Origin of the sequence: Chryseobacterium sp. T16E-39, assembly GCF_002216065.1 — a bacterium.
In the GTDB taxonomy this organism is placed as follows: domain Bacteria; phylum Bacteroidota; class Bacteroidia; order Flavobacteriales; family Weeksellaceae; genus Chryseobacterium.
In genome coordinates this window covers 879268-905329 of the sequence record NZ_CP022282.1, presented here as the reverse complement: position 1 = coordinate 905329, position 26062 = coordinate 879268, and the positions used below count along the sequence as shown (strand labels likewise).

Annotated in this window: 24 protein-coding genes; 7 read left to right on the top strand and 17 right to left on the bottom strand. The window is 37.7% G+C overall.

Annotated elements, in window-relative coordinates; genetic code table 11:
* Window positions 1–167: 167 nt before the first annotated feature.
* The 4 genes from CEY12_RS03855 to CEY12_RS22200 form a co-directional block, all read right to left on the bottom strand.
* On the bottom strand, window positions 168–824 hold the full coding sequence (locus CEY12_RS03855) for a phosphatase PAP2 family protein (RefSeq protein WP_089026436.1): 657 nt from the start codon (window positions 822–824) through the stop codon (window positions 168–170).
* Between the two features lie 240 nt (window positions 825–1064).
* Entirely contained in the window at window positions 1065–2528 is a 1464-nt protein-coding gene (locus CEY12_RS03850; protein ID WP_089026435.1) for a RagB/SusD family nutrient uptake outer membrane protein, read from the bottom strand.
* A gap of 6 nt (window positions 2529–2534) precedes the next feature.
* Complete coding sequence (locus tag CEY12_RS03845; protein WP_089026434.1) at window positions 2535–5492, bottom strand: SusC/RagA family TonB-linked outer membrane protein; 2958 nt, start codon at window positions 5490–5492, stop codon at window positions 2535–2537.
* A gap of 188 nt (window positions 5493–5680) precedes the next feature.
* Complete coding sequence (locus tag CEY12_RS22200) at window positions 5681–5839, bottom strand: hypothetical protein (protein ID WP_157676749.1); 159 nt, start codon at window positions 5837–5839, stop codon at window positions 5681–5683.
* A 225-nt stretch (window positions 5840–6064) separates the two neighbouring features.
* Between CEY12_RS22200 and CEY12_RS03840 the strand changes: the two genes are divergently transcribed.
* Window positions 6065–6880 carry a DUF2490 domain-containing protein gene (locus CEY12_RS03840; RefSeq protein WP_089026433.1) on the top strand — a complete coding sequence of 272 codons (816 nt, stop codon included), beginning with the start codon at window positions 6065–6067 and terminating at the stop codon, window positions 6878–6880.
* An 8-nt stretch (window positions 6881–6888) separates the two neighbouring features.
* On the opposite strand, the gene CEY12_RS03835 is transcribed toward CEY12_RS03840, so the two are convergent.
* On the bottom strand, window positions 6889–9945 hold the full coding sequence (locus CEY12_RS03835; RefSeq protein ID WP_089026432.1) for a DNA polymerase III subunit alpha: 3057 nt from the start codon (window positions 9943–9945) through the stop codon (window positions 6889–6891).
* Window positions 9946–9950: 5 nt separating this feature from the next.
* Entirely contained in the window at window positions 9951–11114 is a 1164-nt protein-coding gene (gene dinB, locus CEY12_RS03830) for a DNA polymerase IV (RefSeq protein WP_089026431.1), read from the bottom strand.
* Between the two features lie 61 nt (window positions 11115–11175).
* On the opposite strand from dinB, the gene CEY12_RS03825 reads away from it, so the two are divergent.
* The 3 genes from CEY12_RS03825 (at window position 11176) to CEY12_RS03820 (ending at window position 12873) form a co-directional block, all read left to right on the top strand.
* Entirely contained in the window at window positions 11176–11946 is a 771-nt protein-coding gene (locus CEY12_RS03825; RefSeq protein WP_089026430.1) for an XRE family transcriptional regulator, read from the top strand.
* Window positions 11947–12016: 70 nt separating this feature from the next.
* Window positions 12017–12187, top strand: coding sequence for a lmo0937 family membrane protein (locus CEY12_RS22195; protein ID WP_034684968.1), 171 nt, complete (start codon window positions 12017–12019; stop codon window positions 12185–12187).
* Window positions 12188–12261: 74 nt separating this feature from the next.
* Window positions 12262–12873 (top strand): alpha-ketoglutarate-dependent dioxygenase AlkB family protein, encoded by a 612-nt coding sequence (locus tag CEY12_RS03820; protein ID WP_089026429.1) that lies wholly within the window; start codon window positions 12262–12264, stop codon window positions 12871–12873.
* A gap of 5 nt (window positions 12874–12878) precedes the next feature.
* On the opposite strand, the gene CEY12_RS03815 is transcribed toward CEY12_RS03820, so the two are convergent.
* From CEY12_RS03815 to CEY12_RS03780, 8 genes are all read right to left on the bottom strand, one after another.
* Window positions 12879–13337 carry an NUDIX hydrolase gene (locus CEY12_RS03815; RefSeq protein WP_089026428.1) on the bottom strand — a complete coding sequence of 153 codons (459 nt, stop codon included), beginning with the start codon at window positions 13335–13337 and terminating at the stop codon, window positions 12879–12881.
* Window positions 13338–13363: 26 nt separating this feature from the next.
* Complete coding sequence (acnA, locus tag CEY12_RS03810; protein WP_089026427.1) at window positions 13364–16135, bottom strand: aconitate hydratase AcnA; 2772 nt, start codon at window positions 16133–16135, stop codon at window positions 13364–13366.
* Between the two features lie 131 nt (window positions 16136–16266).
* The gene (locus tag CEY12_RS03805; RefSeq protein WP_157676748.1) at window positions 16267–16677 is read right to left on the bottom strand and encodes a DoxX family protein; all 411 of its coding nucleotides are present in this window, start codon (window positions 16675–16677) and stop codon (window positions 16267–16269) included.
* Between the two features lie 10 nt (window positions 16678–16687).
* Window positions 16688–17524: an oxidoreductase gene (locus CEY12_RS03800; protein WP_089026425.1), complete on the bottom strand. Its 837-nt coding sequence runs from the start codon at window positions 17522–17524 to the stop codon at window positions 16688–16690.
* A 56-nt stretch (window positions 17525–17580) separates the two neighbouring features.
* Window positions 17581–18159: a TetR/AcrR family transcriptional regulator gene (locus CEY12_RS03795; protein ID WP_157676747.1), complete on the bottom strand. Its 579-nt coding sequence runs from the start codon at window positions 18157–18159 to the stop codon at window positions 17581–17583.
* Window positions 18160–18257: 98 nt separating this feature from the next.
* A complete protein-coding gene (locus CEY12_RS03790; RefSeq protein WP_089026423.1) occupies window positions 18258–18665 on the bottom strand; it encodes a GNAT family N-acetyltransferase in 408 nt (135 codons plus the stop codon).
* 27 nt (window positions 18666–18692) lie between these two features.
* Window positions 18693–19124, bottom strand: coding sequence for a GNAT family N-acetyltransferase (locus CEY12_RS03785; protein ID WP_089026422.1), 432 nt, complete (start codon window positions 19122–19124; stop codon window positions 18693–18695).
* 4 nt (window positions 19125–19128) lie between these two features.
* The gene (locus CEY12_RS03780; protein WP_228409788.1) at window positions 19129–19560 is read right to left on the bottom strand and encodes a carboxymuconolactone decarboxylase family protein; all 432 of its coding nucleotides are present in this window, start codon (window positions 19558–19560) and stop codon (window positions 19129–19131) included.
* Between the two features lie 179 nt (window positions 19561–19739).
* Here CEY12_RS03780 and CEY12_RS03775 point away from each other — a divergent pair, with 179 nt between their 5' ends.
* Entirely contained in the window at window positions 19740–21212 is a 1473-nt protein-coding gene (locus tag CEY12_RS03775) for a PLP-dependent aminotransferase family protein (protein WP_089026420.1), read from the top strand.
* Window positions 21213–21266: 54 nt separating this feature from the next.
* On the opposite strand, the gene CEY12_RS03770 is transcribed toward CEY12_RS03775, so the two are convergent.
* Entirely contained in the window at window positions 21267–22262 is a 996-nt protein-coding gene (locus CEY12_RS03770; RefSeq protein ID WP_089026419.1) for an aldo/keto reductase, read from the bottom strand.
* Between the two features lie 217 nt (window positions 22263–22479).
* Here CEY12_RS03770 and CEY12_RS03765 point away from each other — a divergent pair, with 217 nt between their 5' ends.
* Window positions 22480–23745, top strand: coding sequence for an NAD(P)/FAD-dependent oxidoreductase (locus CEY12_RS03765; RefSeq protein WP_089026418.1), 1266 nt, complete (start codon window positions 22480–22482; stop codon window positions 23743–23745).
* Window positions 23746–23749: 4 nt separating this feature from the next.
* On the opposite strand, the gene CEY12_RS03760 is transcribed toward CEY12_RS03765, so the two are convergent.
* Window positions 23750–24181 (bottom strand): low affinity iron permease family protein, encoded by a 432-nt coding sequence (locus CEY12_RS03760; protein ID WP_172821005.1) that lies wholly within the window; start codon window positions 24179–24181, stop codon window positions 23750–23752.
* A gap of 287 nt (window positions 24182–24468) precedes the next feature.
* Between CEY12_RS03760 and CEY12_RS03755 the strand changes: the two genes are divergently transcribed.
* Window positions 24469–25083, top strand: a complete 615-nt coding sequence (locus tag CEY12_RS03755) for a ferritin-like domain-containing protein (protein ID WP_089026417.1) — start codon at window positions 24469–24471, stop codon at window positions 25081–25083.
* A 66-nt stretch (window positions 25084–25149) separates the two neighbouring features.
* On the opposite strand, the gene CEY12_RS03750 is transcribed toward CEY12_RS03755, so the two are convergent.
* A complete protein-coding gene (locus CEY12_RS03750; protein ID WP_089026416.1) occupies window positions 25150–26052 on the bottom strand; it encodes a helix-turn-helix domain-containing protein in 903 nt (300 codons plus the stop codon).
* Window positions 26053–26062 lie beyond the last annotated feature (10 nt).

Below are 26062 nucleotides of genomic sequence, written 5' to 3'. Positions count from 1 at the left end.
ATATATTCGCAAAAATAATACCATTTTTAAAGAAGGGAGGAATTGTTAAATCGTTGAATCGTAAAATTGTAAAAAGGCAAAATCGCGGAATTGCAGATTTGATAAATTGTAAATTTGTTGATTGCGAAGCTACTTTTATGCAATTTTGCCTTTTTGCTTTTTAGCCATTATACGACTTTTATATTTTTCACATATACCGATCCTATGGCAAACAGACATATTATTCCTACAATAAATCCTCCCAGAACATCCGTAAACCAATGAGCACCTAAATAGATACGGGAAAATGCTCCAAAAAAGATCATTAAAAGGCACAACGTTATAAGCAGTATTCTAATGCTATACTTTATTTTGCTCATGTGAAGAAAAATAAGAATCAGTGCCCCGAAAAAAGTAGTGTAAAATAAAACATGTCCACTCGGGAAACTTTGGTATTGTGTTTTTTCTAAAAGAACCACCAGATCCTGAGAAGGACGAGGTCTGTTGATGAGTATCTTCAAAATCAATCCAACGATGCCGGAGAGTAATGTAGACAAAATAAATAGGGCTTCTTTTTTATACTTAAATAACACAAAAACAAGTGAGGTTAAGAAAACCATTACAACAGATACAGGCGTTCTTCCCAACCAGCTGATTCCTATCATCAGTGTATCGAGGTTCTGAGTTTGATTCTCCTGAATCTCCTTGGAAATATGAAGATCCAGATACTCCGGAGAAATAAAAGTAACAAAAAGGCTCAACAGGATAAAGATAACAACAAGGCTAATGAGTGTCGCCTTAAGTAAAAGCTTTTTATTGGCTTCCAAAAATGAGATGAATTTCATGTTTTTTTAATTAATCAGTACAAAATAGCGGTTAGATTTCGAATTAATTTGGAATGGATTGCGTGGTAAACCACTTGGGCTATCATTACAATTATTTTTATAATTAAAACGCTAAAGACTCTTTCACAACAAAATGTATGCTATTGATCAACTTAAATAAAAAAACCGGAGTATTGAAAATAATACTCCGGGTACAAATTGCTTAAAAATTTGCTAATATGAATGAACTGTGTGTTTTTATTAATCGTTCTGTGTGATCTGTGGGTTGTTATTGATTTCCTTATTAGGGATTTGAAACTTGAATTTATCTGGTGACAGATTGAATCTTCCAAACGTATGGTTGGTTCCCGGATATATTCTTTCCAAAGGAACGTTCAATCTTTTCATGTCGAACCAGTCATAACCTTCGCCCCAAAGCTCTATTCTTTTTTGCAGGATAATTTCATTGATCAGCCCATTTCCGGTTTGGGTAGACAAAGTGTATGCAGTGTTTCTTTTTGAAGTAATTTCATATAAAACCTGTCTGGCTTCTGCTTCCCTTCCCTGTCTGGCCAATGCCTCTGCTTGTATATAATAAAGCGATGAGGCTCTGATGTAAATGTAATCGCCTTCAAAAAAGCTTGGATCTTTAAATTTCCAGCTTACATATGCAGGATAATTTCTTGTTTCTCCATTAAAGGTATAGGCTGTGCTTTGTGCTCCATTGAATACTTTTTTACGATAGTCAGTCTGAGGAATAGCTTCGTAAAGCCGCTTGTCTATTAGCTTGTAGATCCCTGCTGCACCAGCATATCCTTTATTGGTATTGTCAAACATAGAGAAGAAAGAAGCATAGGAATTTCCAATACTCATGGTAGAAGTTGTATTGTGGAAACCCCATAATACTTCAGGATTGTTGATATTAGAGAATCCTGTTGTAGTATAATCGTTTTCAGTCATCAGTGCAATTCCCTGTTTGCTTTCTTCCGCATATTTACCGGCTTTCACATAATCACCTGTTTCCAGATAGACTTCTGCAGCAATAGCTTTTGCTGTTCTCTGATCGATCTGCGCTCTGGTGGGACGTGCATAGCTGTCCAGAAGTATAATAGATTCTTCAATATCACTGGCAATCTGTTTGTATACATCAGATATACTAGCTCTGGGAAGTCCCTGACTCTGATTATTGCTTGTCAAGACTAAAGGCACCCCCGGTTCAGATTGATGGCCTTTGTAGTCGTTGGCATAGAAACGGATCAGGTAAAAATAGGAATAGGCTCTCAAAGCAAGTAGCTGTCCTTTAATCGCTTTATTACTGGTATTTCCACTTTTATTTAGATCGCCCAGAAGCTTATTAATGATAAATATTCTCGCATAAAAAGTAGTCCATACAAATTCTGATGCAGAATTACTGGCATTCGTTGCATCATAGTTATAAAACATTCCTAAATGCTGATTTTTCATCTGGATAACATCGTTTGACATCAGGTCAGATCCCGCTTTTATGGCCATGATCCCAAAGTCAGAATGCAAGGTAGTACCTCCAGCTCCATTACTGCGGAGGTCAAGATATATTCCACCTAGTATTTTCTCTGGGGATGACTGGTCATTATTTAATTGTTCACCGGATATATCTCCGTCCGGGACTGTATTGAGATCATTAGCACAACTTGTCATCACAAAGCCTATTGACAGGGCTGCTATAAAGTATTGTATTGTTTTCATATTTTTCTAAAACGTTAATTTAAAGCCTAAAGAAACACTGGATAATAAAGAGTATTTATATGGATCGGATACCCCTGTCAGTGAAGCTCTCGGATCGTACCCTTTTCTCTTAGACCACAGATATAGATTATTTCCTGTTACATAAATTTTCAGACCTGACAATCCTGCCTGTTGGGCGAACCCGTCCGGCAGCTGATAAGACAGGGTAACATCCTGAAGGCTGATGTAATCTGATTTTATAAGGTAAAGTGTAGAATTTCCATTCTGATTGGTAGAGGTAAGATCTACCCTTGGAAGCTCTGCATTTGGATTTTCCGGAGTCCATGTCTTACTCAGATCAGTAGAATAATTGGAAGCATAGCTATCCGAATGGAATAAAGATCTGTAGATATCATCATAGCCATATCCGCCTAACTGATAGGAAAAATTAACTGCAAGATTAAATCCTTTATAGGTAAAATCGGTTCCAAAACCACCATATACTTTAGGAATCGCAGATTTTCCGGTATTGTAATCTGTTGCATCTTTATAATTCCGTGTAATGGTTCTTTCTTCTTTTTGGGTGGTCGGGTTTATTGCAGTACGGTACCATAAGGCATCTCCGTTGGAAGGATCTATCCCTGCAAACTCCTTAAGGTAATACGTATACCGGTCACCTCCTTCAGTAAGAATAAACAGGCCGGAAACAAGACCTGTATTTCTTTGCTCTGCCGGTAGTTTGGTGATTTTATTTTTATAATGGGTAGCATTGGCATATACATTCCATTGAAACTGATCAGACCGAAGGATCTCAGCACTGATGTTAGCCTGAACTCCTCTGTTAATCATATCCCCAATATTACCATACTTTATGTAGGAACCTGCATTGGAAGGAGGTAACGGGAGGGTATAAATCATATCGGATACCTTTCTTTCAAAATAATCTGCATTCAGATTGATTCTGTTTTTAAGAATGGAGAGTTCAAAACCTGCGTTCAGGTTTTTGGAGGTTTCCCATTTTAAATCCTTATTTCCTTGCTTTTTAAGGGAAAGTACAGGTTTGTCATTACCAAAATTGTTGATCCCATACATATCCTGATAGGCAAAATAATCTCTTGTACCATCATTCAGTAAAATGTTGTCATTACCCTGCTGTCCGTAAGAAGCTTTTAACCTCAATGAATTGATCACCGTATTGTCTTTAAGGAAATCTTCTTTAGCTACATTCCATGCTGCTCCTAGACCATAAAAGGTACCCCATCTGCTGTCAGGAGAAAATACTGAAGAACCATCTCTACGGATATTGGCATTAAAGAAGTATTTACCATCGTAGTTGTAAAGCAATCTTGAGAAGTAGCCTTCTACAGCATATTCATACCCGTTTCCGGATAGATCAGTTATTTTTACAGCATTGTCAAAGGATAAAGAGTTGGGCAATACAAGCTGTTGTTTTGATCCTGAAAACCCTTCACTTTTTATTTTATTTAATTCATGACCAATGAGGAGGTTGAAATTATGTTTACCTAGTTTTTTCTGATACGTAAGGAGTTGCTGATGGTTGAGCGTATGTTTAAATAGAGAACCCATATTGATGGTTCCCCCAACGGATGAAGAGGTGCCTCCTACAGTATTACCATACTGAAGATTTTTCTGGTTTTCCAGATATGCCCCAAAGTTATAGGTAAAATCCAGTCCTTTAATAATTTCATAATTAAGCCCCAGATTGATATTCGTAAGATTGCTGGTTGTCCTGAATTTGTCTTGCTGAAGGTTAGCTACCGGATTCTCATAAACGGCATAAGATCTTCCTGCTCCATTAGGACCGGTTGAATCCCCATAATCATACAGTGGATTTCCATTGCCATCATAAACTACCTGATAATTATCGTTTCTCAGGAAAACAGGATAAAAAGGAGCAATATTTCTGGCAAACTGAAAAGGATTGGAAAACCCTCCGGTTTCACCAAAATCCTGCTGACTATAAGTATAGGAAAGACTACTGATCAATTTTAATTTTGAGGTAATGGTGTAATCAAGATTGGACCTTATTCCGAATCTTTCAAAACCGGAAGAAATAAGATATCCTTTATCATCGAGATAGTTCAATGAAGTATAAGATTTTACCTGATCATTATTAGCACTGATTCCTACATTGCCCTCTCTTCTTAGCCCGGGTTTGAAAAGCAGTTTTTTCCAGTTATCCTGATATACGAGCTGTGCATTCTTATTGAAAGTTCCATCCTGCCCTATCAGTTGACTGAAAGGTACATTATAAGCATTATATCTCAAGCTGGTCAGAGCTGTTATTCCAACTTCATGAGGGCTGGCACCTGAAGGGACCGCTCCTGGTTGTGTTAGTTTGGCGATTTCACCAATTCTTGCCCGGTTGTAATAGGCGGTGTAATAATCTTGTGGTGAAGTGTAAACGGAATAATCTTCAATAGACCTGAAGTTTACTCCCGTTCTGATGTCTGCTTCTATATGAAGACCCTTTGACTTCCCTCTCTTGGTATTAACGATAATCACACCATTAGCTCCTCTGGATCCGTATAAAGCATTGGAAGAAGCGTCTTCAAGGAAAGAAATACTTTCGATATCCGATCCGGGAATACTGTTGAGGTTTCCATTATAAGGGATACCATCCAGTACAATTAAAGGATCACTTGAAGCATTGATGGAACCGATTCCTCTCATTCTGATGATAGGCTGAGAACCTGGCTGGCCTGAAGATACGACCTGCACTCCCGCTACCTTACCTCCAATTCCCTGAAGGATATTTCCGTTTTGAAGATTGGCGATGTCTTTTGTTTTTAAAGACTGTACGGATCCTGTTATTTCTTCTTTTTTTTGTTTACCAAAGGCAACCACCACCACTTCTTTGATGGACTGCTCTTTGGTGGCAAGGCTGTCCCTGTTTTGTGCAAAGCCAAATTCTGCTATTAAGATCATGGCCAATGCACCAATTTTACATTGGTTTTTCTTCATTATATATTAATTTTAGTAGAGTTTAAAATGAAATATGAGCTTACTGTTATTTCCGGTTAAGAAATAATAATCCCCTTCCCTCCTTTTTCAGGAAGGTTTACCGGAGGAAAAAATTGAAATGTACAGGAGGATATTCCTGTTTTAAAAACCTTTAATGAGCAGGATTTAATTTCTACAGTAATGGAGAGTTATGCCTTCATCATCATATGGCACATCATAAAATCAAAACACATATACTGTAAAGTAAGATCATGTTGTGAAAAACAAGCCTCTGTACCATATTCATTTTGAACAGATGCAGTTGCTGTAATAGTGCGTAAGTAAGAATGTGATGAAGTTTTATTCATGAGAATAAAGTTTATTTTTTTTAACTGGGTCAAAAGTATTTAATTATTTATAAATCCTAATCAACGGATGACATGAAATAAATCATATAAGTCTATTAATTTAGTAGACTAGTAGAAATGTATGGTAATTGATTCCAGAATTCTTCCAGAATTTGTCCCGATTTTCGACACTTTAAAAAATATTTACATAATAATCAAAGCTGAAAAGCTTTTAAATTTGGAACAATGGAGAATGTTTTGTATGTACGATCATTTGGATTAGGAAAAATAACCGGAGTCTTATTGTTGTTGGGAGGTTTTTTACAAGCCCAGATAAGCCCACCAGGATTGGGCGAAGCTAATACCGCTTTCTGGGGAGCATTTGGAGTCCGGCGCCAACTGGACTCTTCAGGAACGAAACAAGCTTTAAGCTATGTGGCTATAGGACGGAAAAGCCAGCCGGATCAGGATAACCCGTTTTCCAAACAAGCTATTTTTGTATTAAACCACGAGGTCTATCATTCTTTTGCTCCCCATCAACAGTACAGTTATGCGATCAGTTACCGTCGTCAGCCTCAATATGATGAGGTTTCACCTTATGAGAAAGAAGGTACAGAACAGGAATTCAGGATTTACGGGAGATATGCATATACTTTTAACTTAGGAGAAAGATGGAAATTGAAAAATACGGTTCGACAGGAGTTCAGAAAATTTTTTGATCCTGATTTTCATAGCGTGGAAGAGAACTTTCAATTAAGAACCCGGATTAAAAGCCAGATCACCTATAATTTGCCATCAGAAAATAATCAGAAACTGGCATTAAGTGTAGAAGGATTGTTTTCTACAAGCTACCTGAATGAACCGGAACATGAGTGGACTCCTTTTGGATATAGGGAAATGCGTATTGCTGCCTATTATATGTTCAATATTCCGAATTCACCTTTCACTGTGGATATTGGGTATATGGATGATCTTATAAGGGGCAGCCACAGCATCCACAAAGGAGGAGTTCATTATCTGGCAGCTGACCTGATCTGGAACCTACCTTATAAAAAGAAGTAAAATTTAATTTATATGATCTTGTTTCTGGGCAGTCCGATTTCATGAGCCTGCGGATAAGGAGGTCTGTTGGTCATGCTTACATCTTCTTTGATCTGGCGATGAATATCGTATTGTCTGTCCTTATCATACGCGTATCTTGGATCGGGAATGAAAGGCATTTTAGCCATTTTAGTAACGGTGATGGTTGGAAAATGAAAATCAACTTCTACAGTTCCTAACAGCAGGTAACATCCTCCTCCCTGAAACGAATACTTTTCAAGGCTGTCCGGAAAATGAGCGGTATCGAAATAATCTCCGTTCACATCAATCCAGGTTCCGAAATACATGGTTCCTTTTTTGGTAGGAACATGTTTTCTGGAGATCAGATAAGCCAGCATCTTTACCTCTTTTTTATGATACTGCAAAAGGTCTTTTACAAAAACAGAACCCCTGTATTTGATTTGCAACAGATCAAAAGGGCTGCACGAAACAGTGAATCCGAGAAGTTCAATTTCATCAAAGGCATCTTCAAAAGTTTCCCGTTTCAATTGAGGAAGCTTATATTCCTTAATGGGTTCTTCAATCAGCATCAGTCCCCTATTCTCCGGTTTGAAATTCACCAAAAGCATTCTGGCTTCTACAAGCAATTCATTTTTTTGTTTTCCGGTAAACCGGAAAGCTCCGATGAAAATAAGAATCTGTACCGTTTCTATTCCGATAGGCACTCTGCGGATAAAGTCTTCTAAAGATTGGTAATTCCCGTTTCTGATTCTTTCTTCAATGATAAAATGAGCAATTCTGGTTTCAAGCCCCTGTAAATGCATGAATCCGAGATAGATTTCCTTTCCATGCAAAGTAGTCTGAAAATCACTGGCGTTGACACAAGGATTGCAGACGATTCCACCGGACATTTTGGTTTCATGAATGTATACCTCTGTACGGTAAAACCCACCCATATTATTAATAACAGACACCATAAATTCCAATGGGTAATATACTTTCAGATATAAACTCTGATAACTTTCTACCGCATAGGAAGCGGAATGGGCTTTGCAGAAAGAATAACCGGCAAATGATTCGATCTGCCGATAGGCTTCAGCAGTCAGTTCCAATGAATGTCCTTTGTCTTTACAAGATTTAAAGAAATTTGCTTTTACCTCCTGAAGCTTTTCGATGGAACGGCCTTTTCCACTCATTGCTCTTCGGAGGATATCTCCGTCTGCTAATGATAACCCTCCAAAATACTGGGAAATCTTGATGACGTCCTCTTGATAAACCATAATCCCGTAGGTTTCTCCCAGATGCTCTTTGAAAACGTCATGAAAGTATTCAAACTGATCAGGATGATTGTGCCTGAAGATATACTCACGCATCATTCCGCTTTGGGCAACACCCGGCCTGATAATGGAAGAGGCAGCCACTAAAATTTTATAATTATCACATTTCAGCCTTCGCAAAAGTCCACGCATGGCAGGACTTTCAATATAGAAACAACCTATTGTTCTGCCTTGTGCCAGGTATTCATTGCACACCTCTTCATCTTTAGAAATGGAAGTATCCCGGATATCTATTTCAATATTCCTGGTTTTTTTGATCAGCTTAACGGTGTCATTGATGGTTCCCAAGCCTCTTTGGGAAAGAATATCAAATTTTTCAAAACCTATATCTTCAGCAACGTTCATATCAAACTGAACAATGGGAAATCCTTTAGGAGGCATTTCAAGTGCCGTAAAATGGGTAATAGGTTCTTCCGAAATTAGAATTCCGCAAGCATGCATGCTCCTTTGATTGGGGAATTTTTCTAATAATTTACCATATTTATGAACATGTTCTACAACCAGGTTTTTATCATGCAGTTCCATCCGTTGGCTGGTCAATTCATCCAGTTCTTCTTTCGGTAAACCGAAAACCTTTCCGACTTCTCGGAATATCGATTTGTATTTAAACTCAACATTGGTTCCGCAGAAGGCGACATGTTCTTTTCCATAGCGATCAAAAATATATTGCAGAATAGCATCCCTTTCCTGCCAGCTCCAGTCGATATCAAAGTCCGGAGGGGTCTGCCGGTTAAGATTAAGGAAGCGTTCGAAATACAGATCCAGTTCCAGCGGGCAGATATCCGTAATTTCCAAACAGAAACTTACGATACTGTTGGCACCGCTTCCCCGTCCTACATGCATAAACCCCATTCTGTTGCTGTATCTTATAATATCCCAGACGATCAGAAAATAAGAACTGAAATTTAAATGATCAATTACTTGGAGCTCTTTTTCAACCCTTGCTCTGGCAATTTCATGATCTAAACCATAACGCTTTTTTAATCCCAGATAAGCCAGTTTGGTCAGCATTCGAAGATCACCTTCTTTAGAACGGGTGTAGTGTTGTTTATTTTTGATCTGATTTCTGTAGGAAAATTCAAAATGGCAGACATTCAGAATATGCTGTGTATTCTTAATAATTTCAGGATACTGATAAAAAGCATCACGGAGACTTTGTGCCCGTTTGAAATATTCCGTTTTATGGCAGGTTTCATCTTCAGTCAGCTTACTGAGGAGTGTATTGTTATCTATGGCCCGAAGAATACAGTGCAGGTTATAATCTTTTCTTGTGGCAAATGTTATCGGATGCAGAACCACCATTTTATGGATGAGGTTCTGGTATTCCGTACGGACAAGCAATGTCAGTTCTTCTTCCCGGATGCCTACAAATTCGTTTTCTTTTAATGTTTCAGGAATATTTTCTTTGGGATAAATCACAAATACATTGGCAAATTGCGGAGCCGTTTCTGTTAGATTCTTTCCGTTGCAGTTATAATCCGTAATCATTTGATTAATCTCTCCAATCCCACTGAATTCTTTTGCGATAGCAACATACAGAAGCCTGCCCTCTTTCCTTATTTCAACTCCTGCGATGGGTTTTATACCACATTGGTCACATAGCGTTTTAAATTCGTAGATTCCGGTAATGGTATTGATATCTGTTAAAACCAATTCCCGGGCCCCTGATTCCTGAGCCTGTTGTACCAGTTCTTTAATGGATAATGTGCCATAACGAAGGCTGTGAAAAGAGTGACAATTGAGAAACATAGCTTTTAGATTAATCTGTTTTTATTTTCTAAATCAAATCCGGAAGCCCTGCCGACAGCCTGAGCCCCAAAACGATTTTTAATGTAATCCATGGACTGATAAAGGTTCATCAGTTCTTCGGTGTCTTCAAAAAGATCCATCTGATGGTTTCCATGAACCAATCCTGTGAAACGTAAACCTACCAGACGAAGACGCATTCTTCTGGTATAAGCTTTTTGAAACAATTCCAGAGCAACCCTTGAAAGCGTGTGATCTGCAGAGGTGTAGGATACTTTACATTGTTTGGTTTCTGTATCAAAATTGGAATACCGGATCTTAATGGTTACCGTTGATGTCAGCCATCGCTCTTTCCGCAACTGGTAAGCTAACTGTTCTGCCATTCCTGATATCAATCCTTTTAAAGAGACGATATCCATGGTGTCATTTGAAAAAGTTCTTTCCGTTGAAATCGATTTTCTTTCCGAATAAGGAATCACCGGATTTTCATCAATTCCATTGGCTTTTTTCCATAATTCAATTCCATTTTTTCCGATCATCTGTTGCAGGACCAGGACAGGCATATCCGATAAGGTATGAATGGTACGGATTCCTATTCTTGAAAGAAGCTGAAAGGTAGCATTGCCTACCATGGGGATCTTCCTGATGGATAAAGGATCAAGGAATTTTTTTACTTCATGCTGTTTTATTTCACGCATTCCGGTGGGCTTAGATTCTCCGGTTCCTATTTTTGAAACGGTTTTGTTGCCTGATAATGCAAAACTAATGGGAAGTCCCGTTTCTTTAGTTACTGCAGCAGCAATTTCTTTGGTCCATTGATAGCATCCGAAAAACTGATCCATTCCGGACAAATCAAGGTAGAACTCATCAACACTCGCTTTCTCCATGACCGGAACTTTACTTTGTATCACCTCGGTGACCAGATGGGATAAATTGGAATACAATTCGTGATCTCCCCGGATCACTTTAGCATCAGGACAGAGTTTAAGAGCCATTCTTATAGGCATCGCGGAACGAACTCCGAATTTTCTTGCTTCATAGGAACATGAGGCTACTACTCCACGGTCTCCACCTCCGATGATCAGAGGGATTCCGTTGAGTTCTGAATTATTAAGACGCTCACAGGATACAAAAAATGTATCCAGGTCCATATGTACAATCGATCGTTCCACGGAACAAAATTAGTTACGATTTGTATCAAAATGATTACCTTTGTTGATATAATTTATATCAATGTCAATTTTAGCAGAAAATATAAGGTATCTGAGATATCAATTAAAATTATCTCAACAAGCGGTAGCGGATCAATTGTTGATTACCCGTGGCCGATATGCCAAATATGAGGATGGTGCTTCCCAGCCTCCGATAGAGTTATTGATTAAAATGTCCCGGTATTACAGGATAAGTATTGATCTGATGGTCACTATAGATCTCAGAAAATATCCTTTAGATGATATCGTTAATCTTCCGGACAACCGGATTGTACTTCCTGTTGTGGTAGATCAGACAGGAAATAACAGCATTGAAATTATTCCTCAGAAAGCATCGATGGGATATCTGTCAGGATATACTGATCCCGGCTATATTGAAAGTCTTCAGAATATCTCACTTCCCTTTCTTACAAATGGGAAATACCGGGCTTTTCCTGTAGAAGGAGATTCTATGCCGCCCTTTAAAGATGGTTCCTATATTGTCGGAAAGTATATTGAAAAAACAGAGGATCTCAAAGCTGATAAAACGTATGTTTTCGTAACACTGAATGATGGTATTACCTACAAAAGGTTTAAATCCAGAAAAGAAAATACAATTCATGTAGCTGCGGATAACTCTTTTTATGAGCCTTATGATATCCTTGCCAATGACCTGCTGGAGATCTGGGAATATGCTTGCAGTGTCTCTATGCAGGAGTTTGAAAATGAGGGAGATACTCAGAATGTGAAAGAGATGTTTTTAGAGTTACGCAAGGAAATAAAAGCACTGGATTATAAATTTTCAAAAAAATAAACGTTCTTTTTTGATTTAAAAGGCATAAAATATGCTAGTATTTATATAAATCACTTAAAAATATACAATTATGAGAAGTTTATTATGGTTAGTAGCAGTCATTTGTATCGTTGTTTGGCTTTTAGGAATGTTAAACATTATACCGGGAATAAGCACTGGTTATTTGGTGCATGTTTTATTGGTTATTGCGATTATTGTGGTTCTTTACAATATTATTTCAGGGAGAAAACCTCTTGATTAACGTTTTAAAATAATGAATATCCTTTACTGAAAATACAATAGATAAGTAAAGGATATTTTTTTTGATTTCTTATAATGGATCAGCTTAGTTTATTTGATGCAGACGAATCTTATCAGTTTCCACACGAGTTATTGGAATATACAGATGGTTTTCTGTCAGAACAGGAAGCAACAGCGCTTAAAGAGTTTTTGATGGAAACTGCTCCATGGATACAGACCACTCAGAAAATGTACGACAAAGAAGTTTTGACACCACGCCTGACTGCATGGTATGGGGATGAAGATAAATCCTATCAGTTGAGCGGCACCCGGGTTGTGGTGAACCCATGGATTCCTGAACTGCTGGCATTAAAGAAGCGTTTAGAAGAAACTTCAGGGTATGCATTTAATTCAGTATTATTAAACTTATACCGAAACGGCAATGATTCTGTTGCGTGGCATCGGGACAGAGACAGTAGATTTGGTAACAGACCTGTGATTGCTTCTGTAAGTTTAGGGCAGGTAAGAAATTTTGATTTCCGGAAAGTGGATGATCATCAACTGAAGTACAGCTTACCTCTTTCCCATGGTTCTCTTTTAATTATGAAAGGTAATCTTCAGCTTCATTGGGAACATCGGATCGCTAAATCGGTAAAGCCAATGCAGCCGCGGATTAATCTTACTTTTCGTTTAATTAAAGAATTGTGATATATCTATTTTCGCAACAGATCTTCCAGTTCGGATAACAAGGCTATTTGCGCTGTATTAATACGGATTTTTGCTTCATCAGCATCAAACCATTCCCATTGATCCACTTCGGGTATTTCAATCAGTTTTCCTGATCTGGGTGGCCATTCTATCTGTACAGAATTGCTGAAAAGCTGTGAGGTTTCAATATCCCCTTCTACGGCCCAGGCATATACTGTTTTGCCTCCTTTCTGCAGGATCGGAGATAATTCAATAAATTCTCCTTTAAGGGTTTGTCCGGTTTCTTCTGTAAATTCTATGAGCGCACGTTTCAACGGATCTTCATCAGGTTCTATTTCTCCTTTAGGAATGGACCAGGCACCACTGTCCTTGTTCTTCCAGAAGGGACCTCCCGGGTGAACCAAAAAATAAAACAGATTATTTTTTTCTTTTTTAAACAGTAAGATGCCTGCACTTATTTTCATAAACGTGTAGTCCTGATCCTAAAAAATTAATTGTTTTTCAGATAGTCCCGTAGAACATATTGTAAAATCCCCTGATTTTTATAGTATTCGATTTCTATTGCGGAATCCAGTCTGGCTTTAACCGTAAATACCGTTTCTTTTCCGGATGGGTGAACCGCTGTTACATTCAGCATTTTATGCGGAACTAAATTCTCTTCCAAACCGGTAATGGTATAGGTTTCCGTACCATCTAATCCTAATAGTAAGGCACTTTCCCCGTCATTGAAAACCAAAGGAACAACACCCATTCCCACCAGATTACTTCTGTGGATCCGTTCGAAGCTTTCGGCAATGACAGCTCTTACGCCCAATAGAAAAGTACCTTTTGCCGCCCAGTCACGGGAAGATCCGGAACCATATTCTTTACCTGCCAGAACAATCAATGGAGTCTGATCATCACGGTACTGCATAGCCGTATCAAAAACTGTTTTCACTTCTCCGGTTGGTAAGTAACGGCTATACCCTCCTTCTTTATCCGCAATTTTATTTTTTATCCTTACGTTGGCAAAAGTTCCACGCATCATCACTTCATGATTTCCTCTTCTGGATCCGTAAGAGTTAAAGTCCATTTTGTTCACATTGTTATTTTTTAAATAGCTTCCTGCGGCAGAATCTTCTTTAAATGATCCGGCAGGCGAAATGTGATCGGTCGTTACAGAATCTCCAAGATATAAAAGAACTTTTGCATTTTTTATATCGGTTACCGCATCCGGCTCAGCTTTGATATTTTCAAAAAACGGAGCTTCTTTGATGTAGGTTGAATCTTTATTCCATTCAAAATTCTGATCTAAATTGACTTCTAAGTCCTGCCAGTCCTCAGAACCATCAAAAATAACATTATACACTTCTTCAAAATCATCCTGCTTCATGCATTCATTAATTGTGTTTTGGATCTCGTCTCTTGAAGGCCAGATGTCTTTTAAATAAACAGGCTGTCCATTTGGATCATAATCCAGAGGGTCTGTAATTAAATTAATGTCCACATGTCCTACCAAAGCATAAGCTACGACCAGCATAGGAGACATTAAGAAATTCATTTTCACTTGCGGATGTACACGGGCCTCAAAATTTCTGTTTCCGGATAGTACTGAAGCTACTACTAATTCTCCGTTATCAACGGCTGTTGCAATCGCAGGAGGAAGAGGTCCAGAATTTCCGATACAGGAAGTACAGCCATATCCTACCGTATGAAAGCGAAGTGCTTCAAGGTCTGTATTAAGACCTGATCTCTCCAGATATTTGGTAACGACTTTAGAACCCGGAGCGAGAGAGGTTTTTACCCAGCTTTTTGTTCTTAACCCTTTTTCTATAGCATTTCGGGCTAAGAGTCCTGCACCTACCATAACAGCAGGATTAGAGGTATTGGTGCAGCTTGTAATGGCTGCGATCACAATACTTCCGTCGCTTAAAACATATTCTGAATTATTTTGTTTAATTCTCACGGTTCGTAAAGAATCCTGAACGACTTCTGAATGCAGCTCCCCTTCAATAGGGACTTTCCCAAAAGTAAATTCTGTTCCGGATCCGCCATCAGATAACCAGGCATATTCTGTTCTTTTAGAAATGGGTTCATAGGTACGGTGATGCTCATCCTTTAACACTTCTGAAAATCTCTGGCTAAGGTCTTTAACTAAAATTTTATCTTGCGGACGTTTAGGACCGGATAGTGTAGGTTCCAGAGTTGATAAATCAAGCTCTGCTACGGAAGAGTATATGATTTCTTCTTTTCCTGTTCTCCAAAGAAGATTTTCTTTGCAATATTCTTCAACAATTTTGATCTGTTCAGGAGAACGATTGGTGGAATGCATATACTCCAGCGTTCGTGCATCAATAGGGAAATAGGTAACGGTACATCCAAACTCCGGTGACATATTGGAAATCGTTGCACGGTCTGTTACCGTTAAATGATCCAATCCATCACCAAAAACTTCTACAAACTTCCCTACTACCCCTTTATCTCTTAAAATTTTGGTAATTGAAAGCACCATATCTGTAGCAGTACAGTGATCAGGAATCTTCCCTGTCAGTTTTAAGCCTACTACTTCAGGACATGTAAAGAAAATAGGCTGTCCCAGCATGGCAGCTTCAGCCTCTATACCTCCGACACCCCAGGCAATTACACCGATTCCGTTCACCATTGGCGTGTGTGAATCGGTTCCTACCAATGTATCCGGGAAGAGCCACCCGTCTTTGCTGACCACTCCTTTTGCTAAATATTCCAGATTGACCTGATGGCATATTCCCATTCCGGGAGGAACCACGGTAAAATTATTCAGGCCGTGTTGTGCCCATTTTAAAACTTCATATCGTTCTTTATTCCTGTCAAATTCTAATTCTACATTTCTGTCATAAGCGTAATCGGTCCCAAAATAATCGACCTGCACAGAATGGTCTATAACCAGATCTACAGGAATCGCCGGATTGATCTTCTGACCGTCCTTCCCCTGCCGTACAAATTCAGCTCTTAAAGAAGCCATATCTACCACCGCAGGGACTCCTGTAAAATCCTGCATCAGAATCCTCGCAGGTTTGAATGGAATATCCTTATCATTAGGAGCGGGTGTCCATTGTAATAAGGTATCTATATGTTCATCAGTAATACCAAAGCCATCATAATTCCTGAGTACATTCTCCAAGAGAATACGAATGCTGAATGGGAGGTGATCCACAGTTTGCGGAAGATTTTTTAAAGAACTATAATGATAAGTTTTTCCATTAATAATAAGTTCTTGTACAGATTTTGCGTTTTGGGTACTCATTGCCAATATTTTTATTATATACACTAAGTTACCCCAAAAAAAGAAATACTAAAAGAACATTACGATATATTAACACTATAAGAAACATAGTTTTTTTTTAGTCTGATTCTATTTTAGAAATTGCTATGGGATTAGTTGGAGGATGATACTATGGTGTTTTCATTTTCAGAAGTGTTTATTTTTATTCTTTTATCTAATAGCAATAGTACAGCAGATAATATGCACATGATTAATGAATTATAAAAATGATGGTATTCCTGATGTGCCATATGCGCTGTAAATGCTCCAATTGCAAACGGGAAAAGAAATAGAACACCCAGAGTACGCAAAGATGGTTTAAGAAGTCCAGCCAATACAATGAGAACTCCAATGGTTTCCAACACTCCAATTCCAATGGTCCAGTTTTTATCAAAGCCCAGAGATTGCATGCTGTCCATCATCGGTTGCCATTGAATAATTTTTTTTACGGCTGCAGGTCCGATAATATATATGTACCATGCAAATGATATCCAATAGAATATCCGGTTTAAATTTAATTTCATAGTCTGTTTTTTAAAATTCAATACTTAAAGCAAGTTCTTTCCAATCGGTGATAACTTTTTGATATTCATTTATTTTTTGCTGGATAGCATCGATTGTTGATGCTGTAAGAGGCAAACGGAATGGAGGGTTTTCAAGTGCTGCTATTTGTACAATGGCTTCAGCTACTTTTGAAGGATCTCCGGGTTGGTTTCCGTTTACGGATTTATATTTTTCCCGCAGATCTCCCAAAGGTTCTTTATAATCTTCTACTTCTTTTTCAGAAAATAGAACAGAACGTCCAAAAAAATCAGTACGCAAAGGACCTGGCTCAGTTAAAGTTACCTTGATGCCAAACGGAGCTACTTCAGCGGCTAATGACTCACTCATTCCTTCTATGGCAAATTTAGTTGCAGTATAAGCGCCGTTTCCTGTTCCGGCCAGAATACCTACCCTGGAGGAAATCTGAATGATGTGACCAGCCTTTTGTTTTCGCATATAGGGTAATACAGTTTGTGTCATTTTCCATACAGCAACTAAATTGACATCCAGTTGTTTACGGAGCTCTATCTCATCTACTTCTTCTACCAGGCCGAAAAGACCATACCCTGCATTATTGACTAAAACATCAATACGGCCATATTCATTAATGACTTGTTTTACCATTGCTTCAACACGTGTGCTATCGGATACATCCAGCATAAAGACTTTACTTCTATCAGGAAAAGCCTGTTCAAAAGCAATTTTATCCTCTTCTTTTCGGACACTTCCAATGATAATGTCCCCTGAATGATGAATGGCATTAGCTAACGCTTTACCTAACCCTCCCGATACGCCGGTAACCAGCCATACTTTTTGTTTGTTTTCCATAAATTTTATTTAAAATATTTTTATTGAATGATCGTTCAATAATTGAACAAATTTTTTTATTGAATGCTTTCGATCAAAAATTCGCTTAACTGTATGATTCTTTCTTTATTGTTATAAAGGTTTTGTAAATGCCAGAAGCCGGCAAAGCTACTGATGATAAAATCGGCAGTGATCTCCGGATTTTTGTCAGGATTGATTTCTCCGGCTTCCTGTGCTGCTTTGATGATATCAGTCATCATACCAGTCAGGCCATCTGTCTGATGCTTGATAATAGCCAAAGCTTTTTCATCATCAGGTGCCAGCTCAAATGATGTTTTCACAACCATACAGGCTTTATTAGACGTAAAAGAATAGTCGATGGCTTTTTTAATAATGGCTTTTAGGGATGCCAACGGCGAATCTGGTGCACTGTCGGCTGCCATTTTATATTCTATAAGCAATTCGTTACAATACACTTTCAGACTATCAAGAAACAATTCATGCTTATTCCCAAAAGTTCCGTAAATACTACCAGGATTTAATCCGATATTTTCTACCAGATCCTGCATTGAAGTTGAAGCATAGCCTTTTTTCCAGAATACATTTTTGGCTTTTTCAAGCTTTTCCTCTAATATAAATTCTTTATTTCTTGCCATAACAATGCAAAGATACATTTCTTGAATGATTATTCAAGAAATGTATATGATTTTTTTACAATTATTTATTAATACCCTATCAATAGGCTTGTTCAGGATTATGGTAAAGCATCAATATCATCTAAAACATAGCATTGTTCCCATTGGGTCATCCCTATTTTAGGATAATACTGTACTGCTTTGGGCGCGGACAATAAAATCAATTTAGCTTTTGGGGTTTCTTTTTTAGTGAGCCGGATCAGTTTTTTTCCAATTCCCATTTTCTGATAAGCCTCATCTACAGCGAGATCAGACAAATAGGTACAATACACGAAATCTGTCAGGGAACGGGCTATTCCCACCAGTTTCCCATTATCCCTTGCTGTAGCAATAAGGTTGCCGTGCTCGAGCATTTTAGCTATTCTTTCAGGTTCATCTACCGGGCGTCTTTCTCCCAAAGTGGAATTGATCAGAACATGGGTAAACTCATCTACGCTTATTTTTTCTTCTATCTGATACGTAATCATTGTTTTCTATTGATGAGATACAATCTCTTAAGATATTTTTTTAGCAAAATGGTTACAAGCAAGGACATAGCCTTTATTCAAATACAAACGATGGGCTGTATGAAGCATATATCCGCTATCCAGGTGAATCGATTGTATATTCGTGATCTCTGCTTCTTTTGCAACTTCATCAAGCAATATACCAGCATATCCTTTACCACGGCATTCCTCAGAAGTAAACAGGTCATCAATATAGATAATCTTACCGGTTCTTAACATCTGTAATGGGCGGTATCCGATAAATGCGACTGCTTTTGTATCCTGATCATTGGCAATATAAAGGAGTTTAAATCCTTCTTCAGCCATCATTTCCAAAGTCTGATCTACATAGTTGTCTTCACTTAAATTGGTTCGGAACTGAAGAATTACTTCTTTACAGAACTCAATTTCTGCTCTTGTTTTGGCTTCTTTTACTTCCATGGGATTAATCTTTATATTTTATTGGATGCATTTGAAGGCCTACTCCGATTCGGTTCCAGCTATTGATGCTGATAGCAGCCAATATTAAATGCGATGTTTTTTCTTCACCAAAAGCTTCTATAGCCCGATCATATACATCATCACTTATTCCATGCTCCCCTATTAAGGTGATCTCTTCAGTAAGCTGTAAAATAATCTGTTCCTCATTGGTAAACCAGTTTTTAGCTTCATGCCATGCACTCAGAACATGAATTCGCTGAGGATCTTCCCCCAGTTGTATAGCATCTGTAATATGTTTATTCAGGCAATAAGCACAGCCGTTTAATTGGGAACCACGGATTTTAATCATTTCAAGATGTAAAGGATCAATTCCTTCTTTGATCAGATCATCCATTTCTTTCATCAATTGATAAGCTTGTGGCAGGTATTTCTGCAATGCGAGTCTTTTTTCATAACAAGATTTTTAATTTAATTAATGTGAGTAGTTATCTTTAACTACTTTATATTGTTTTGATGGTACAAAATTAGATCACAGAAAAGGTGATAATTGGAACCAGATTTATTTACATTGGTAGTCCAGATTATTGTTATATTTGTGTAGATAAATACTTTTATATGCTTCCCTATAAAAATCTGATCATTATTAATCCTGAAGCTCATATTCCTGTATACCGGCAAATTGCTGTTCAGTTTATTTCGTTGATTCAGGAAGGTAAGCTTCTCCCGGGAACACTGTTGCCCAGCACCCGGGTTCTGGCATTTGATCTCCAGCTTCATCGGAAAACCATTACAGCAGCATATGATATTCTGGTGTCAGAAGACTGGGCGGATAATTTACCAAGGAAAGGTTATATTGTTTCCTCCGATCTGCCTTTGGTTAAGCCCAGATCCTATAAAAAAAATAAGATTGGTGCTTTCGCTCATAAAAACGTCATTAGTTTTGAGAAACTGGAAACAATATTAAATCCTGTTGTTCCTATTGATCATGGACGGATTATGGTGAACGATGGGTTTCCGGATATTTCTCTTCTCCCTGTTAATGCTATTGCAAAACAATTTAAAAAGTCATTAGATGATATTACCTATAAAGTGAGCTTGAGGCATCAGGTCTCAGACCAATCGAATCTGTCGGTAGAATTATGTTCCTTCTTAAAGCAAACCCGGGGACTTGATATGGGCGTTGAAAATATTTTTACAACCCGTGGCGCTCAGATGGCCATTTATATAGCAGCATCTCTTATTATTAAACCGGGAGATAAAGTTATTGTAAGCGATCCGAGCTATTTTATCGCTGACCTGGTTTTTGAACGATTGGGGGCCCAGCTTATCCGTGTTCCTGTGGATAGTGACGGAGTATCTACTCAGGCTATCGAAGAAGTTCTTCAGAATCACACCATAAAAATGATCTATATCATTCCTCACCACCACCATCCTACCACGGTAACAATGAGTGTTGAAAGACGTCAGCATATGCTTAGACTTATCAACGCATATGATGTGGCAGTAATTGAAGATGATTATGACTATGATTTCCAGTTTAAATATGATCCTTATTTGCCATTGGCGAGTGAAGATCATGGCGGGAAAATTATTTATATAGGTTCTCTTACCAAAGTATTGGGGACTCCATTTCGTTTGGGGTATATGATTGCAACAACCGATTTCCTGGAAGCTGCCCGTAAAATGAGAAGGCTTATTGACATCAGAAGTGATATCATTATTGAGGAAGCGGCAGCAGGTCTTATTCGTAATGGAGATCTTACCCGTCATATCCAAAAATCCAACCGGTTATACTCTCAACGATGTGATATGGCTTCGGCTCTTATCAACAAGGAATTGGAAGGTGCGGTTTCTTTTACAAAACCTACAGGTGGAATGGCATTATGGCTCAAGTTCATACCTGAATTGGATTTATCAGCTATCATAAAGGAAGCACATAAAAATGGGGTCACTTTTTCCGGAAGTATTTATTGTACAGGAAAAGATGCAAATTTTAATGCCTGTAGATTTGGATTTGCTTCACTTGATGAAAAACAATTGACTGAAGCGATTGAAATTGTAAAAAATGCAGTGCATTATATATCATAAGGCATATGAAAAAGCCTTTCATCATTGAAAGGCTTTTTTATTTTATAATTTTAATTATCTGTAATCCGGAATCTGGGCTTTCTCATAAATTAATCCTTCGGATCTTAATTCTTTCCAGAAATCAGGTGGAATCACTGCATTTAATGCGTCCACATTATCCTGTACCTGATCTTGCTTACTTGCTCCGGGAATAATAGCAGCAAATTCATCGGCAGCCAAAACGAACTGCAAACCTGCATGAATAATGTCTGTATCGTATTTTTTGGCAAGCTCTGCAATTCTGTCTCTTTTTTCGGTCATTCCTTTCGGGATAACATCTTTGTAATTATACCGATCTCTTCCAGCTATAAAACCGGAATTATATCCGGCTCCGGAAACTAAACGTACTCCTGCTTTCCTCACCGCAGGAAGCAATCTGTCTACCGCATCCTCATGTTCTAGAATCGAATATTGTGTAGCGGAAAGACAAATATCGGGATCTGCGGCTTCTATACAGTCTAAAATAGGCTCAATCTTATTCACGCCCATTCCCCAAGCTTTGATGATGCCTTGATCGCGAAGATCCGAAAGAACTTTAAATGCTCCTTCTTTAGCTTGTTTCAGAAAGTAAGGATAGCGATCTCCTACCTGATCTTCAGATAAGTCATGAATATAAACAATATCAATACTGTCTAATCCCGTTCTTTCAAGACTGTCATCAATCGATTTTTTGATAGCATCTGCAGTGTAATCGTGTCTGAAATCATAATTCAGTGGATTTTTCCACATGGTTGGAGGAACTTCGGATTTTGGAACTTCTTTAAACAGTCGCCCTACTTTAGTGGAAAATACAAAGTCATCCCTCTCTTTATCCTGTAGAAACTGACCGAATCTTCTTTCACTTTTAGTCAGTCCATACCAGGGAGATGTATCGTAATACCGTATTCCAAGATCCCAGGCTTTCTGTAGAACATCATGCGCTTCTTCATCAGTAATGTTGGCGAAAGCAGTTCCTATGGCTACTCCTCCTAATCCCAATTTATGTTTTTCTGTTAGAATGTCTGTTTTCATATTATACTATTTTTAAAATTTTGGATACTCTTTAATAAGCAAACATCATGCATTTGTAAAGAATTTAAAAATTATATAATTTTTTAGACAGCAAAATGGGTGTAATTGATTTATGATTAAAAAATTAAAAAAAAATCAATAATGTTAATATATATTCATCTGTCCTATTTGGTCTTATTATTGAACTACAGATTATTATCACTTCAATACCTATTGTATGAAAAAGCATATTATCATTGTAGGCGGTGGATTTGCAGGAATCAATCTGATGAAATCTCTCAAGAATGACAGCAGATTCCAGATCACTTTGATCGATAAAAATAATTATCATTTTTTTCCACCACTTATTTACCAGGTGGCTACTTCTTTTATTCAGGCATCGAATATCAGTTATCCTTTCAGGAGAATGATTTCAAAATTTAAGAATGTCCGTTTTCATATGGGAAGTTTGCTGAAAGTGGTACCTGAAACTAATACTGTAGAGACAGAAACCGGAAATCTGAATTATGATTACCTGGTTCTTGCTGTAGGAACGGAATCGAATTTTTTTGGAATGGAAAATGTACGGAAATGTGCGCTTCCCATGAAAAGTATTGAGGAAGCACTTTTTTTACGAAACCATATCCTTCTTAATCTCGAAGAAGCTGCCAGAAATAAAGATATAAAAGCAGCAGAACGACTTCAGAATATCGTTATTGCCGGAGGTGGGCCAACAGGAGTGGAATTGGCGGGAATGCTGGCTGAAATGGGAAGATACATTGCTGAAAAAGAATATCCGGAAATTAAACTCAGTCTTTCCAGTCTTTATCTTATTGATGCGTTACCTTCTCTTCTTTCCCCTATGAGCAAAATGGCACAGAAGACAGCTTATGATAAACTCGAAAAACTGGGAGTAAAGATTCTGCTGGATGTCTCCGTAAAAGATTACGTGGACAATAAGGTCATTTTGTCTGATGGAAAATCGATCGAAACAGAAACTCTGATATGGACTTCCGGGGTCATAGGCCGTGAAGTTCAGGGTATTGCAAAAGAAGCGATTGGACGCGGAAGAAGAATATTGGTGGATCCTTACAATCAGGTAGAAGGAACACGAAATATATTCGCAGTGGGTGATATTTGTCTTCAATTGACAGAGGAAAAGTATCCCAACGGGCACCCACAGTTGGCTCAGGTTGCTATACAGCAGGCTAATAATCTGGCTAAAAACCTCCAATATATTTCGCAAGGTAAACCTCTTAAGGCTTTTGAGTATAATGATAAAGGAACGATGGCTATTATTTCAAAATTTAATGCAGTAGTTGATTTGCCTAAATTTTCGTTCAATGGATTTATAGCCTGGCTTACTTGGTTGTTTATTCATATTATCCCATTAATTGGCTTCGGAAGTAAATTTCGTTTAGCTTTTGATTGGCTGCGTTTGTTTATTACAAATAACCCATCAATAAGATTGATCCTTTATCCTAAAAGAAGTGCGGATAAATAATGAATTATTTATACCGATGATTACATGGGTTTTTGTCAATAGAACGGGGACTTTCTGATATTGCTTCTTTCCTTGGTAATTTTCCCAGTTTCTCATAAAATGTATGCAGTTGATCTAATTCATCCTCTGTAAGGTCTTCTATATCTACAATTCTGTTGCTGGCGTGTTCATGAGCGGCAATCAATTCGTTTAATTTTATCTGAATCGCTTTTGAATCTTTATTCTGAGCTTTCTGAATTAAAAAAACCATTAAAAAGGTGATAATTGTTGTTCCGGTATTGATAACCATTTGCCATACTTCAGAAAAATTGAATATGGGACCCACTGCAGCCCATATAATGACGAGTACACTTGCTCCAATAAATGCGCCTCCACTACCAGTAAACCAAACTGCTTTATCTGCAAATTGGTCAAAAAAATTCTTTTTGTTAATCATAATTTTGAAAGTCTTTTGATTTAAATTGATAACCCTATTATTATAGAGTCCACATGCTTCCGATATAAGTATTCCGAATGTAAGTAATTAAATAGCGGATGATTATGAGTCAAATCATAAAATAAATAGTTTTAATTATATAATTTTCAGTAGAATTAAATTATTATTTTATTTAAGTTGCAATAAGCGTCGATATGGCATTAATTATTTAAAATTCATCTATTTATTTTGCTATGTTGACGTTATTATTGTAAACAAATAATCACTAACCACCAAAAAATATTATTATGGCAACGAGTACAAAATCGACAGGAAGAAAAACAACTTCTCCTAAAGCTAAATCAACTTCAAGTCCGGTTAAGAAAACTTCTGCGACTAAGACTCCGGCAAGAAAAGTTCTTGCTAAAAAAGATGCAGCCAAAGAGCTTATCGACCTTTTTGAAGATGGATTAAAAGATATTTATTGGGCAGAAAAGGCACTGACAAAAGCATTGCCAAAAATGGAGAAAAATGCAGAAGATAAGAAGTTAAAAAGTGCCATCGCAAATCATCTTGCTGAAACCCAAAATCATGTAACAAGGCTTGAACAATGTTTTTCGGCTTTAGGCAAAAAAGCCCAGGCTAAAAAATGTGATGCGATGCAGGGATTACTGGACGAAGGCAAAAGTATTATGGAAGAAACCCAGCCAGGTGCTGTACGTGACGCAGGTATTATTGCAGCTTCTCAAAAGGTAGAACATTATGAAATAGCGACTTATGGCACATTAGCTGCTTACGCTAAAGTGCTGAAACAAAACCAGTGTCTTAAAATCCTATTGAAAACGTTGGAAGAAGAGAAAAAATGTAATGATCTTTTGACGGGCATTGCGGATACTGCTCTGAATAAAAGAGCCATGAAATAATATGAATTAATATAGCATAAAGTCCTCAGTTTAACTGGGGACTTTTTTTGAATTAAAATTTAAGTATTATCCCATTCCAAAAGAAGTTCTGAATTCCATCGGAGCCATATTTGTTTTCTTTTTAAAAAGGGTACTGAAAGACTGTGGATGTTCAAAGCCTAATGTATAGGCAATTTCACTGACCGACAGATTGGTGGTCGACAGCTTTTCTTTAGCTTTTGCGATTAGTTTTTCATGGATATGCTGTTGGGTGTTCTGCCCGGTATGGATTCTAAGGAGATCACTGAGATAATTGGGAGACAGATTCATTGCTTCAGCAATAAGATGAACCGTTAATAAACCCTGATCTGCAGATTGCTCATGATCAAAATAATCATTCACGAAACGTTCGAATTTGATAAGAAGCTGATGATTGCTGTTTCTACGGGTAATAAACTGTCGTTCGTAAAAACGGTTGGAGTAATTAAGCAAAAGATCGATCTGAGATAAAATGATCTCCTGGGTGTGTCGATCAATATGCTGACATTCTTTATCTATTTTTTGGAGTATCTCAATCAGATCATTTTCCTCATCTGCAGATAAATGTAAAGCTTCATTCACAGCATAAGAGAAAAAACCATAACCGGTGATCGTAGATGCTAAAGGATGTTTTAATAAAAAGTCCGGATGAAAAATAAGCAAATATCCCGATCCACATTCCATGTTCTGTAAGTCTAAGTACTGCACCTGGTTAGGTGCAGTAAAGCTTAGTACTCCCTTATCGTAATCATAATGCTGTTGACCATATTTGATCTTACCTTTTGCTTCTCTTTTTAAGGCGACACAATAGAACCTGTTCACAAAGCCTTTCCATATTTCGTCCTCCAGAAAGATGGTGTGAGACAGATTAATAACACTTACCAGTGGATGTTTAGGTTCCGGTAAGGATAATAAGTGATGAAAAGCTGAAACCGATTGAATAGCATTCATAAAACAAATG

What these genes read in the sequence shown, in the direction of transcription:
- CEY12_RS22200 (WP_157676749.1), bottom strand. Translation starts at nt 5,839, where the DNA reads ATGAATAAAACTTCATCACATTCTTACTTACGCACTATTACAGCAACT.
- CEY12_RS03845 (WP_089026434.1), bottom strand. Translation starts at nt 5,492, where the DNA reads ATGAAGAAAAACCAATGTAAAATTGGTGCATTGGCCATGATCTTAATA.
- CEY12_RS03775 (WP_089026420.1), top strand. Translation starts at nt 19,740, where the DNA reads ATGCTTCCCTATAAAAATCTGATCATTATTAATCCTGAAGCTCATATT.
- CEY12_RS03835 (WP_089026432.1), bottom strand. Translation starts at nt 9,945, where the DNA reads ATGTTTCTCAATTGTCACTCTTTTCACAGCCTTCGTTATGGCACATTA.
- CEY12_RS03840 (WP_089026433.1), top strand. Translation starts at nt 6,065, where the DNA reads ATGGAGAATGTTTTGTATGTACGATCATTTGGATTAGGAAAAATAACC.
- CEY12_RS03770 (WP_089026419.1), bottom strand. Translation starts at nt 22,262, where the DNA reads ATGAAAACAGACATTCTAACAGAAAAACATAAATTGGGATTAGGAGGA.
- CEY12_RS03850 (WP_089026435.1), bottom strand. Translation starts at nt 2,528, where the DNA reads ATGAAAACAATACAATACTTTATAGCAGCCCTGTCAATAGGCTTTGTG.
- CEY12_RS03815 (WP_089026428.1), bottom strand. Translation starts at nt 13,337, where the DNA reads ATGAAAATAAGTGCAGGCATCTTACTGTTTAAAAAAGAAAAAAATAAT.
- CEY12_RS03855 (WP_089026436.1), bottom strand. Translation starts at nt 824, where the DNA reads ATGAAATTCATCTCATTTTTGGAAGCCAATAAAAAGCTTTTACTTAAG.
- CEY12_RS22195 (WP_034684968.1), top strand. Translation starts at nt 12,017, where the DNA reads ATGAGAAGTTTATTATGGTTAGTAGCAGTCATTTGTATCGTTGTTTGG.
- CEY12_RS03825 (WP_089026430.1), top strand. Translation starts at nt 11,176, where the DNA reads ATGTCAATTTTAGCAGAAAATATAAGGTATCTGAGATATCAATTAAAA.
- CEY12_RS03755 (WP_089026417.1), top strand. Translation starts at nt 24,469, where the DNA reads ATGGCAACGAGTACAAAATCGACAGGAAGAAAAACAACTTCTCCTAAA.
- CEY12_RS03750 (WP_089026416.1), bottom strand. Translation starts at nt 26,052, where the DNA reads ATGAATGCTATTCAATCGGTTTCAGCTTTTCATCACTTATTATCCTTA.
- CEY12_RS03795 (WP_157676747.1), bottom strand. Translation starts at nt 18,159, where the DNA reads ATGGCAAGAAATAAAGAATTTATATTAGAGGAAAAGCTTGAAAAAGCC.
- CEY12_RS03800 (WP_089026425.1), bottom strand. Translation starts at nt 17,524, where the DNA reads ATGGAAAACAAACAAAAAGTATGGCTGGTTACCGGCGTATCGGGAGGG.
- acnA (WP_089026427.1), bottom strand. Translation starts at nt 16,135, where the DNA reads ATGAGTACCCAAAACGCAAAATCTGTACAAGAACTTATTATTAATGGA.
- CEY12_RS03765 (WP_089026418.1), top strand. Translation starts at nt 22,480, where the DNA reads ATGAAAAAGCATATTATCATTGTAGGCGGTGGATTTGCAGGAATCAAT.
- CEY12_RS03805 (WP_157676748.1), bottom strand. Translation starts at nt 16,677, where the DNA reads ATGAAATTAAATTTAAACCGGATATTCTATTGGATATCATTTGCATGG.
- CEY12_RS03760 (WP_172821005.1), bottom strand. Translation starts at nt 24,181, where the DNA reads ATGATTAACAAAAAGAATTTTTTTGACCAATTTGCAGATAAAGCAGTT.
- CEY12_RS03820 (WP_089026429.1), top strand. Translation starts at nt 12,262, where the DNA reads ATGGATCAGCTTAGTTTATTTGATGCAGACGAATCTTATCAGTTTCCA.
- CEY12_RS03790 (WP_089026423.1), bottom strand. Translation starts at nt 18,665, where the DNA reads ATGATTACGTATCAGATAGAAGAAAAAATAAGCGTAGATGAGTTTACC.
- CEY12_RS03785 (WP_089026422.1), bottom strand. Translation starts at nt 19,124, where the DNA reads ATGGAAGTAAAAGAAGCCAAAACAAGAGCAGAAATTGAGTTCTGTAAA.